Annotated in this window: 14 protein-coding genes and 1 pseudogene; 14 read left to right on the top strand and 1 reads right to left on the bottom strand. The window is 35.5% G+C overall.

The window, feature by feature from the left end:
* Nucleotides 1–170: 170 nt before the first annotated feature.
* Nucleotides 171–980, top strand: a complete 810-nt coding sequence (locus P7D84_RS13215) for an ANT(9) family aminoglycoside nucleotidyltransferase Spw (protein ID WP_002294509.1) — start codon at nucleotides 171–173, stop codon at nucleotides 978–980.
* Between the two features lie 178 nt (nucleotides 981–1,158).
* Nucleotides 1,159–1,449: a hypothetical protein gene (locus P7D84_RS13210; protein ID WP_010733534.1), complete on the top strand. Its 291-nt coding sequence runs from the start codon at nucleotides 1,159–1,161 to the stop codon at nucleotides 1,447–1,449.
* A 50-nt stretch (nucleotides 1,450–1,499) separates the two neighbouring features.
* On the opposite strand, the gene P7D84_RS13205 is transcribed toward P7D84_RS13210, so the two are convergent.
* Entirely contained in the window at nucleotides 1,500–1,958 is a 459-nt protein-coding gene (locus P7D84_RS13205) for a hypothetical protein (RefSeq protein ID WP_002325145.1), read from the bottom strand.
* 61 nt (nucleotides 1,959–2,019) lie between these two features.
* Here P7D84_RS13205 and P7D84_RS13200 point away from each other — a divergent pair, with 61 nt between their 5' ends.
* The 12 genes and pseudogenes from P7D84_RS13200 to erm(B) all read left to right on the top strand — a co-directional run bounded on the left by P7D84_RS13200 (nucleotide 2,020) and on the right by erm(B) (nucleotide 11,358).
* The gene (locus P7D84_RS13200) at nucleotides 2,020–2,604 is read left to right on the top strand and encodes a recombinase zinc beta ribbon domain-containing protein (RefSeq protein ID WP_002294511.1); all 585 of its coding nucleotides are present in this window, start codon (nucleotides 2,020–2,022) and stop codon (nucleotides 2,602–2,604) included.
* Between the two features lie 442 nt (nucleotides 2,605–3,046).
* Nucleotides 3,047–4,531, top strand: coding sequence for an ABC-F type ribosomal protection protein Lsa(E) (gene lsa(E), locus P7D84_RS13195; protein ID WP_002294513.1), 1,485 nt, complete (start codon nucleotides 3,047–3,049; stop codon nucleotides 4,529–4,531).
* Nucleotides 4,532–4,584: 53 nt separating this feature from the next.
* Nucleotides 4,585–5,388: a lincosamide nucleotidyltransferase Lnu(B) gene (gene lnu(B), locus P7D84_RS13190; RefSeq protein ID WP_073285199.1), complete on the top strand. Its 804-nt coding sequence runs from the start codon at nucleotides 4,585–4,587 to the stop codon at nucleotides 5,386–5,388.
* A 307-nt stretch (nucleotides 5,389–5,695) separates the two neighbouring features.
* Nucleotides 5,696–5,905: a helix-turn-helix domain-containing protein gene (locus tag P7D84_RS13185; protein WP_185185110.1), complete on the top strand. Its 210-nt coding sequence runs from the start codon at nucleotides 5,696–5,698 to the stop codon at nucleotides 5,903–5,905.
* 14 nt (nucleotides 5,906–5,919) lie between these two features.
* Nucleotides 5,920–6,789, top strand: coding sequence for a nucleotidyltransferase domain-containing protein (locus P7D84_RS13180; RefSeq protein ID WP_185185109.1), 870 nt, complete (start codon nucleotides 5,920–5,922; stop codon nucleotides 6,787–6,789).
* Nucleotides 6,770–7,504, top strand: a complete 735-nt coding sequence (locus tag P7D84_RS13175; RefSeq protein WP_010725595.1) for a class I SAM-dependent methyltransferase — start codon at nucleotides 6,770–6,772, stop codon at nucleotides 7,502–7,504. Before P7D84_RS13180 ends, P7D84_RS13175 begins: the two co-directional genes overlap by 20 nt.
* Nucleotides 7,505–7,536: 32 nt before the next feature.
* Nucleotides 7,537–8,445, top strand: a complete 909-nt coding sequence (locus P7D84_RS13170; RefSeq protein WP_001255866.1) for an aminoglycoside nucleotidyltransferase ANT(6)-Ia — start codon at nucleotides 7,537–7,539, stop codon at nucleotides 8,443–8,445.
* Complete coding sequence (gene sat4, locus P7D84_RS13165; protein WP_000627290.1) at nucleotides 8,442–8,984, top strand: streptothricin N-acetyltransferase Sat4; 543 nt, start codon at nucleotides 8,442–8,444, stop codon at nucleotides 8,982–8,984. Before P7D84_RS13170 ends, sat4 begins: the two co-directional genes overlap by 4 nt.
* A 92-nt stretch (nucleotides 8,985–9,076) precedes the next feature.
* Nucleotides 9,077–9,871 carry an aminoglycoside O-phosphotransferase APH(3')-IIIa gene (gene aph(3')-IIIa, locus P7D84_RS13160; RefSeq protein WP_001096887.1) on the top strand — a complete coding sequence of 265 codons (795 nt, stop codon included), beginning with the start codon at nucleotides 9,077–9,079 and terminating at the stop codon, nucleotides 9,869–9,871.
* A 409-nt stretch (nucleotides 9,872–10,280) separates the two neighbouring features.
* Nucleotides 10,281–10,364: pseudogene (locus tag P7D84_RS13155) on the top strand (MLS leader peptide); the annotation flags it as partial.
* A gap of 48 nt (nucleotides 10,365–10,412) precedes the next feature.
* Nucleotides 10,413–10,496, top strand: coding sequence for a 23S rRNA methyltransferase attenuation leader peptide (locus P7D84_RS13150; RefSeq protein ID WP_001814874.1), 84 nt, complete (start codon nucleotides 10,413–10,415; stop codon nucleotides 10,494–10,496).
* Nucleotides 10,497–10,620: 124 nt separating this feature from the next.
* Nucleotides 10,621–11,358 carry a 23S rRNA (adenine(2058)-N(6))-methyltransferase Erm(B) gene (gene erm(B) / locus P7D84_RS13145; protein WP_001038789.1) on the top strand — a complete coding sequence of 246 codons (738 nt, stop codon included), beginning with the start codon at nucleotides 10,621–10,623 and terminating at the stop codon, nucleotides 11,356–11,358.
* Nucleotides 11,359–11,373: the final 15 nt, after the last annotated feature.

Genomic DNA, 11,373 nt, shown 5'->3' with positions numbered 1-11,373 from the left:
GACAGCAGTTTTGTAGCTTATATTGGCTCAAACATATAATAAACCGAAAGAAAATCTTGAATCAAAATTTTGGATGGTGTTAATTTACAATACAACGAAAGATGTTTACTCTTTTTTTATAAATTTTAAGAGGCGTTAAAAAACAGTTTTCAGACGAAAGGAGATCGAAGTTGAGTATAGATTTAAGTAACAAAAAAATTCCGAAAGAAGCAATTCAAGCATTAAAAACTATAGCGGAACTACTTGATAATATGTTAATTGGGGTGTATTTGTATGGTTCGGCAGTAATGGGTGGTTTACGTATGAATAGCGATGTAGATATTTTGGTAATAACAAATCAAAGTTTATCTGAAAAAACTCGAAGGAATCTTACAAATAGGTTAATGCTTATATCTGGGAAAATAGGAAACATAAAAGATATGAGGCCTCTTGAAGTTACGGTCATAAATCAAAAGGATATTGTCCCTTGGCATTTCCCCCCCAAATATGAATTTATGTATGGCGAGTGGCTAAGAGAGCAGTTTGAAAAGGGAGAAATTCCTGAGTCGACTTATGATCCGGATTTAGCAATACTTTTAGCACAACTAAGAAAAAATAGTATTAACCTTTTGGGACCAAAGGCAACAGAAGTAATTGAGCCTGTGCCAATGACAGATATTCGAAAAGCAATTAAAGAATCGTTGCCCGGGTTGATAGCTAGCATTAACGGTGACGAACGCAATGTGATTTTAACTTTAGCCAGAATGTGGCTGACAGCATCTACTGGTGAAATTCGCTCAAAAGATCTGGCAGCTGAATGGGCGATACCTCAATTACCCGATGAGCATGCTACTTTACTCAACAAAGCGAGAGAGGCTTATTTAGGAGAGTGTGTTGACAAGTGGGAAGGAATGGAATCTGAGGTGGCTGAACTCGTTAATCATATGAAAAAGTCTATAGAGTCTTCCCTTAATATCCAATTACCTTTTCGAATAGTTTAAATATAACAAAGACTAGTTGTTAATGTGCATTATTGATTGCTTCGATATGTTCCCCCATATATCAGTTTCTTAAAAAATAATCAAAATACCGTTGATACGTTCCCGCGAACGAAAGGGTTAAAAATCAGCTTAAGACATCAATGCCATCAACTCGAGCCACGTTGAGACGTGTGTTTTATTGTCCCACAAAAGTGCAGACGATTTTATCAGTGTAAAAATGGAGTACGCAGACGACCGAAAAATCCAGCCAGATCGTATCACCTACAGGCTTATTCAGGAGTATATCGAAGAAAAGTACGGCTTCAAAGTTCACACTGCAAACATTGCAGAGGTCAAAAGAAACTTAGGCCTGCCGATGTACGACGCACCAAACGCAGTTGAAGAACTAAAACGCCCATATAAACCAGCACCAGAATATAAAGTAGAAGCTATTAAAGACGCATTAAGGCACTTCAAGGTCATAGATTAAAGTAAAGTACCCTTTCAGCAGATCATTACTGTTGAGAGGGTCTTGCTTTTTCAGAAGCCGGCCAATGTAAGGATAGCCCTACAAGATTGCGGGTCTTTCTCTTCGAGCCATGTTTCCAGATTGCTTATAGCGATATCCTTTTGAATATGGATGCTCTCTTCAAATCGATATTCGATTGCACATGTAAGGATATCAACAGGTTCATCAAGAACCTTACCGCCAAGAACTGGGTATTCGTCAATTACAATCCAGTCAGGTGGGAGACCATCAAAGAGAGCCTGCGGATACAATTCCCTAAAGTGAATCTCAATTTCCATAGCTTCGATCTCACCTTGTTCTTTATCTGGGTAACAAGTGGCATAAGATACATCGAAGCCTCTAGTGAGCAGCATCTGAACGACATTGATGAGTTCAATATCAACAGGAATGGTCTTATCGGCGCATTTACAACAAGGCTTCGACCAAATTTCACTGTATAGCTCTAAACATCGTGGACACATCGTCATCATACAATCACTTCCTTCACCAGTTTATAGAAAGTAGTTCTTTTAAGATTAAGTGCCTGCATAGTTGCAGTTGCAGTTTGCTCGCCAGTGCGGTGATATTTACCGCCGGGTACACTGGAATAACCGAGGTTACAAGTCTATTGTTTGGAGATGCGTCAGCCGTTTGGAGGAAAAAGGATCTGAATGTACTGCCCCTACCATAAACGAGGAAACATTGCAGACAGCAGTGGTCAAGGCTATTAACGAACTTTTGGCTAACAAAGAACCCTTCCTCCAGGCGTTGCAGAAAAACATAGCTACTATACTTAATGAAGAAAATGATAATGCCACCAATGATATTGATAGCAAATTGGAAGAATTACAACAACAGCTTCTTATCCAAGCAAAATCCAAGAATGACTATGAAGATGTGGCTGATGAAATCTACCACCTTCGAGAATTGAAGCAAAATGCACTTGTTGAAAATGCAGAGCGTGAAGGAAAAAGGCAACGAATCGCTGAAATGACTGATTTCTTTAATGAACAATCCTGTGAGTTAGAGGAATATGATGAGCAGTTAGTAAGGAGGCTTATAGAAAAAGTTACGGTATTTCATGATAAGTTCGCCGTTGAATTCAAATCAGGAGTCGAGATTGATGTAGAAGGGTAATCTTTAGAAAGAGAACAGAAGAATTATATTGGATTTTTAAAGATAATATGATATAATAAAACGACTTGGAGGTGGAAGAATGTATAACTTTTCTTGCTAATTATATGATGCATAATAAGATATTTAAAGAAACGGCTATAGAACCGTTTGTTTTGTTATGCAAATTGCAAGAAAGTTAAGTATTCTACACTCAATAATACATTACAGTAACCTTATGTTATGTATAACAAAAGGTAATAATAGTATTTGTTTTTGAGCCGTAAGAATTTACTTTCTTGCGGCTTTTAATATTTGTAAAAGAAAGGAAGATAAACGTGATAGACAATGATACTATGTCATTCATGACAAAATCCTTGCAGAGTTGGATAACATTATAGAGTAATTAATGCCGAAAACCGACTTTGCTTATAAAATTTTTATAATGTAAAGGAGGAAGAAATATATGTCCTTAATAAATGTTTCAAATCTAACTTTTTCATATGAAGGAAGTTATGACAATATTTTTGAAAATGTAAGTTTTCAGATAGATACAGATTGGAAACTCGGTTTTATTGGAAGAAACGGACGCGGTAAAACTACTTTCTTAAATTTACTGCTTGGCAAATATGCGTATTCCGGCAATATAAGTTCTACAGTTAAGTTTGAGTATTTTCCTTATGATGTGGAAGATAAGAGTCTATATACAATTGAAGTAATGAAGAGTATTTGTACGGAATGTATGGATTGGGAGATTTTTCGTGAAATATCATTGCTTGATGTTCAAGAAGATGCTTTATATCGTCCGTTTAATACATTGTCAAATGGTGAGCAAACAAAGGTCCTTCTTGCAGCTTTATTCCTTACAGCGAGTTGTTTCCTGCTTATTGATGAACCTACAAACCATCTTGACATCGATGCACGTAATGTAGTGCAAAACTATTTGAAACGCAAGAAGGGGTTTATTTTGGTATCTCATGATAGAAGCTTACTTGATCAATGTGTTGACCATATACTATCTATCAATAAAACAAATATCGAAATCCAAAAGGGAAATTTTACTTCTTGGTGGGAGAACAAAACGTTACAAGATAATTTTGAACTGGCAGAAAACAAGAAACTCCTTAAAGAAATAGGAAGGTTGTCTTATGCAGCAAAACGTAGTTCAAACTGGTCAAATAAAGTAGAAAAAAGTAAATATGGAACAACAAATTCTGGTTCAAAACTGGATAAGGGTTATGTTGGACATAAGGCTGCAAAAGCGATGAAACGTGCCAAAAATATTGAGTCAAGACATCAGGAAGCCGTTTTACAAAAATCAGAACTGCTCCACAACATTGAACAATATGATGACTTAAAAATTTCACCACTTGAATTTCACAAAGAGTGCTTAATAGAAGCGAATGATTTATCATTGTCTTATGGAGATAAAGAAGTATGCAGTAATCTTAATTTCAGAGTCAATATTGGTGATAGAGTTGCCATTATCGGAAAAAATGGGAGTGGTAAGTCTAGTATCCTAAAATTGATTAATGGAGATGATATTAAATTTACCGGAAATTTTATGCTAGCAAGTGGACTAAAAATTTCTTATATTTCGCAAGATACTTCATATTTAAAAGGTAATCTATCTGAATTTGCCTATAATAATAAGATCGATGAAACTCTATTTAAAACGATTCTTCGTAAACTGGATTTTAATAGAGAGCAGTTTGATAAGAACATGGTGGATTTTAGTGCTGGTCAGAAAAAGAAAGTACTAATTGCTAAAAGCCTTTGTGAAAGTGCACATTTGTATATATGGGATGAGCCATTGAACTATATTGATATTTTTTCACGTATCCAAATTGAAAAAATGATTTTGGAATATTGTCCTACACTATTGTTTGTGGAGCATGATGATGCTTTTTGCAATAACATTTGTACGAAAAATATTAATTTAGGTTTGTAGAGATTTTGAGTTGCCACAATAACTAAAAGATATTTACATGAAAGGGTGAAGAAATGTTAAAACAAAAAGAATTAATTGCAAACGTTAAGAATCTTACTGAGTCAGATGAACGAATTACAGCTTGTATGATGTATGGATCGTTTACCAAAGGAGAAGGTGACCAATACTCTGATATAGAGTTCTATATATTTTTGAAAGATAGTATAACCTCGAACTTTGATTCATCCAACTGGTTGTTTGACGTAGCTCCGTACTTGATGCTTTATAAAAATGAGTACGGAACAGAGGTAGTTATTTTTGATAATCTTATACGTGGGGAATTTCATTTCCTTTCTGAAATAGATATGAACATAATCCCCTCGTTTAAAGATTCAGGTTATATTCCTGATACGAAGGCTATGCTTATTTACGATGAAACAGGGCAATTAGAAAATTATTTATCAGAGATAAGTGGTGCAAGACCAAATAGACTTACTGAAGAAAATGCTAATTTTTTGTTGTGTAATTTCTCTAATCTATGGTTGATGGGAATCAACGTTCTAAAAAGAGGAGAATATGCTCGTTCATTAGAACTCTTATCACAACTTCAAAAAAATACACTACAACTTATACGTATGGCAGAAAAAAATGCTGATAATTGGCTAAACATGAGTAAAAACCTTGAAAAAGAAATTAGCCTTGAAAATTATAAAAAATTTGCAAAGACCACTGCTCGATTAGATAAGGTAGAATTATTTGAAGCCTATAAAAATTCTTTGCTATTAGTTATGGATTTGCAAAGTCACCTTATTGAACAATACAACTTAAAAGTTACACATGACATTTTAGAAAGATTGTTGAATTACATTAGTGAATAGGAGAGTAACGTTATTCACAGTATTGGGTACTGAAAATTAACAGCATACCTCAGTTTTTCAAAAAACAGCGAAGCCTATGGATATGTTCCCGTCTACCGATAGTGCAAAAAGTGTCGTGGATATGTTTCCGAGAACGGACATACACAAATGACATTCATTCTGTCCTCTCAATCCACGTTGAGACGGTAGTATTGCTATCAAGGGTAGAGAAGTAAGAGTGTAAAAAGGTTAGTAAATAAGCACTTTCCGTGATTTGAGATCTGGTTCTAAGCCGGAAGGATAATCACGGATTTTTGCTTTGGCAGAAATGATTAAAGAACTGTGTGAGCAAATGAATATAAGTGTTTCCGAACTTGCTAGACGTATTGGCCAGACTCCACAGAATTTCAATAAAAAATTACAACGAGAAACAGTAACCTTGGATGAGTTGAAGGCCATTGCTGATGTGCTAGGTGTCAAGTTTGTGCAGGCATTTATTTTACCAGATGGAGATGAAATAAAAATATCTAACGAATAAAGGAGGATGTTTATATGGTAGGTAATGTTATTCAAATAGTAACAGAGAAATTATCATCTTTGCCTTTTATAGAAGGCATTGTATTAGGGGGCTCACGTGCAAGAGGCACCCATACAGAAAATTCTGATATAGATATCGGAATCTATTACAATTCAGACTCATTTGACCTGACAGCGATTAATCAAATTGCTACAGAATTGGATGATAAAAATAGAAACAACCTTGTTGTGCCTCCCGGAGCGTGGGGTGATTGGATTAATGGCGGCGGATGGTTATTTATAAATGGGTATCATGTTGACTTGATTTTACGTGATATAAAACGGGTAGAACAAATAATCAAAGATACGGAGCAAGGAATTGTTACTGCCAATTATCAGACCGGGCATCCCCATGGTTATATAAGTGCTATGTATCGTGGAGAATTAGCGATTAGTAAAATACTATATGCTAAGAACGAAAGCTTATGCGAATTAAAAAAGCAGGCAGAAATTTACCCTACTGCTCTAAAGAAAAGCTTGATGAACTTTTTTATATTTGAAGCTGAATTCTCTTTAATGTTTGTAAAAGCAAATGCGGGGGCAGAGGATAAATATTATATTGCAGGCCATGTTTTTCGTATTATTTCATGCTTAAATCAAGTATTATTTGCATGTAATAATGCTTATTGCATTAACGAAAAGAAAGCTATAAAACTGCTTGAAACTTTTGAATATAAACCTGAAAAATATGCCGAAAGAGTTAATCATATTTTTGAAGTACTCGGTCTTTCTCTTTTTGAATGCTACGATATGACCGAGAAACTTTATAAAGAAGTGAAAGAAATTGCAACGGAGATAAATAACTTTTTAAACGAGGAGAATTTAAATGAAAGAAAACAAATATGATGATAATATATTTTTTCAAAAATACAGTCAAATGAGTCGCTCACAGCAGGGACTAGCTGGTGCAGGAGAATGGGAAACATTGAAAAAGCTGCTACCGGATTTTAAAGATAAGCGTGTGCTTGATTTAGGATGCGGCTATGGATGGCACTGTATTTATGCGATGGAACACGGTGCTTCTTCTGTTGTAGGTGTTGATATTTCTCATAAAATGCTTGAAGTAGCAAAAGAAAAAACTCATTTTCCAGAAGTTGAATATGAATGCTGTGCCATAGAGGATATCGATTTTCCAGAGGAGAGTTTTGATGTAATATTAAGTTCACTTGCGTTTCATTATATAGAAGGCTATGAGGATTTGATTAATAACTTGTATATAATGTTAAAACCAAATGGAATACTTATTTTTACGGTTGAACATCCTGTTTTTACTTCCTATGGAACACAAGACTGGCATTATAACGAAAAAGGAGAAATACTGCATTTCCCGGTGGACAATTATTATTATGAGGGAAAACGAACAGCTGTATTTTTGGGAGAAAAGGTTACGAAATATCATAGAACACTGACCACATATCTAAACACACTGCTTTCAAATGGTTTTATAATAAATCAGATTGTGGAGCCACAGCCACCAGAAAACATGATGGATATTCCGGGAATGGAGGATGAAATGCGCCGTCCCATGATGTTGATTGTATCTGCAAAAAAGAAGATGTAATAATATAGAAAAAATAAACGAGGAGTATGTAAATGAGATCAGAAAAAGAAATGATGGATTTAGTACTTTCTTTAGCAGAACAGGATGAACGTATTCGAATTGTGACCCTTGAGGGGTCACGCGCAAATATTAATATACCTAAAGATGAATTTCAGGATTATGATATTACATATTTTGTAAGTGATATAGAACCGTTTATATCTAATGATGACTGGCTTAATCAATTTGGGAATATAATAATGATGCAAAAGCCGGAGGATATGGAATTATTCCCACCTGAAGAAAAGGGATTTTCCTATCTTATGCTATTTGATGATTACAATAAAATTGATCTTACCTTATTGCCCTTGGAAGAGTTAGATAATTACCTAAAGGGCGATAAATTAATAAAGGTTCTAATTGATAAAGATTGTAGAATTAAAAGGGACATAGTTCCGACTGATATAGATTATCATGTAAGAAAGCCAAGCGCAAGGGAGTATGATGATTGCTGCAATGAATTTTGGAATGTAACACCTTATGTTATTAAAGGATTGTGCCGTAAGGAAATTTTATTTGCTATTGATCATTTTAATCAGATTGTTCGCCATGAGCTGCTGAGAATGATATCATGGAAGGTCGGCATCGAAACAGGCTTTAAATTAAGTGTAGGCAAGAACTATAAGTTTATTGAAAGGTATATATCCGAGGATTTGTGGGAGAAACTTTTGTCCACCTACCGGATGGATTCCTATGAAAACATATGGGAAGCATTATTTCTATGCCATCAATTGTTCAGGGCGGTATCCGGTGAGGTGGCGGAAAGGCTTCATTATGCCTATCCGGAGTATGATAGGAATATAACAAAATATACCAGGGACATGTATAAAAAATACACTGGTAAAACCGGCTGCCTGGATAGCACATATGCCGCTGATATAGAAGAGAGGCGGGAACAGTGATTACAGAAATGAAAGCAGGGCACCTGAAAGATATCGATAAACCCAGCGAACCATTTGAGGTGATAGGTAAGATTATACCGAGGTATGAAAACGAGAATTGGACCTTTACAGAATTACTCTATGAAGCGCCATATTTAAAAAGCTACCAAGACGAAGAGGATGAAGAGGATGAGGAGGCAGATTGCCTTGAATATATTGACAATACTGATAAGATAATATATCTTTACTACCAAGACGATAAATGCGTCGGAAAAGTTAAACTGCGAAAAAATTGGAACCGGTACGCTTATATAGAAGATATCGCCGTATGTAAGGATTTCAGGGGGCAAGGCATAGGCAGCGCGCTTATCAATATATCTATAGAATGGGCAAAGCATAAAAACTTGCATGGACTAATGCTTGAAACCCAGGACAATAACCTTATAGCTTGTAAATTCTATCATAATTGTGGTTTCAAAATCGGCTCCGTCGATACTATGTTATACGCCAACTTTGAAAACAACTTTGAAAAAGCTGTTTTCTGGTATTTAAGGTTTTAGAATGCAAGGAACAGTGAATTGGAGTTCGTCTTGTTATAATTAGCTTCTTGGGGTATCTTTAAATACTGTAGAAAAGAGGAAGGAAATAATAAATGGCTAAAATGAGAATATCACCGGAATTGAAAAAACTGATCGAAAAATACCGCTGCGTAAAAGATACGGAAGGAATGTCTCCTGCTAAGGTATATAAGCTGGTGGGAGAAAATGAAAACCTATATTTAAAAATGACGGACAGCCGGTATAAAGGGACCACCTATGATGTGGAACGGGAAAAGGACATGATGCTATGGCTGGAAGGAAAGCTGCCTGTTCCAAAGGTCCTGCACTTTGAACGGCATGATGGCTGGAGCAATCTGCTCATGAGTGAGGCCGATGGCGTCCTTTGCTCGGAAGAGTATGAAGATGAACAAAGCCCTGAAAAGATTATCGAGCTGTATGCGGAGTGCATCAGGCTCTTTCACTCCATCGACATATCGGATTGTCCCTATACGAATAGCTTAGACAGCCGCTTAGCCGAATTGGATTACTTACTGAATAACGATCTGGCCGATGTGGATTGCGAAAACTGGGAAGAAGACACTCCATTTAAAGATCCGCGCGAGCTGTATGATTTTTTAAAGACGGAAAAGCCCGAAGAGGAACTTGTCTTTTCCCACGGCGACCTGGGAGACAGCAACATCTTTGTGAAAGATGGCAAAGTAAGTGGCTTTATTGATCTTGGGAGAAGCGGCAGGGCGGACAAGTGGTATGACATTGCCTTCTGCGTCCGGTCGATCAGGGAGGATATCGGGGAAGAACAGTATGTCGAGCTATTTTTTGACTTACTGGGGATCAAGCCTGATTGGGAGAAAATAAAATATTATATTTTACTGGATGAATTGTTTTAGTACCTAGATTTAGATGTCTAAAAAGCTTTAACTACAAGCTTTTTAGACATCTAATCTTTTCTGAAGTACATCCGCAACTGTCCATACTCTGATGTTTTATATCTTTTCTAAAAGTTCGCTAGATAGGGGTCCCGAGCGCCTACGAGGAATTTGTATCGATAAGAAATAGATTTAAAAATTTCGCTGTTATTTTGTACATTTAACTTGACGGTGACATCTCTCTATTGTGAGTTATTAGTGGTACAGTTTTCAACCGTTTTAATTATAAAAAAGTGGTGCATTTTTAAATTGGCACAAACAGGTAACGGTTATTGCAGGTGTATTTCTTATCTATGGGTTTAACATGGATTTTATCATTAAAATCATGAGTATTGTCCGAGAGTGATTGGTCTTGCGTATGGTTAACCCTAAAGTTATGGAAATAAGACTTAGAAGCAAACTTAAGAGTGTGTTGATAGTGCATTATCTTAAAATTTTGTATAATAGGAATTGAAGTTAAATTAGATGCTAAAAATTTGTAATTAAGAAGGAGGGATTCGTCATGTTGGTATTCCAAATGCGTAATGTAGATAAAACATCTACTGTTTTGAAACAGACTAAAAACAGTGATTACGCAGATAAATAAATACGTTAGATTAATTCCTACCAGTGACTAATCTTATGACTTTTTAAACAGATAACTAAAATTACAAACAAATCGTTTAACTTCTGTATTTATTTATAGATGTAATCACTTCAGGAGTGATTACATGAACAAAAATATAAAATATTCTCAAAACTTTTTAACGAGTGAAAAAGTACTCAACCAAATAATAAAACAATTGAATTTAAAAGAAACCGATACCGTTTACGAAATTGGAACAGGTAAAGGGCATTTAACGACGAAACTGGCTAAAATAAGTAAACAGGTAACGTCTATTGAATTAGACAGTCATCTATTCAACTTATCGTCAGAAAAATTAAAACTGAACATTCGTGTCACTTTAATTCACCAAGATATTCTACAGTTTCAATTCCCTAACAAACAGAGGTATAAAATTGTTGGGAATATTCCTTACCATTTAAGCACACAAATTATTAAAAAAGTGGTTTTTGAAAGCCATGCGTCTGACATCTATCTGATTGTTGAAGAAGGATTCTACAAGCGTACCTTGGATATTCACCGAACACTAGGGTTGCTCTTGCACACTCAAGTCTCGATTCAGCAATTGCTTAAGCTGCCAGCGGAATGCTTTCATCCTAAACCAAAAGTAAACAGTGTCTTAATAAAACTTACCCGCCATACCACAGATGTTCCAGATAAATATTGGAAGCTATATACGTACTTTGTTTCAAAATGGGTCAATCGAGAATATCGTCAACTGTTTACTAAAAATCAGTTTCATCAAGCAATGAAACACGCCAAAGTAAACAATTTAAGTACCATTACTTATGAGCAAGTATTGTCTATTTTTAATAGTTATCTATTATTTAACGGGAGGAAATAATTCTATGAGTCGCTT

It is taken from the genome of Enterococcus dongliensis (assembly GCF_031927985.1).
Classification (GTDB): domain Bacteria; phylum Bacillota; class Bacilli; order Lactobacillales; family Enterococcaceae; genus Enterococcus_A; species Enterococcus_A dongliensis.
This window is presented reverse-complemented; position numbering and strand designations above follow the sequence as displayed.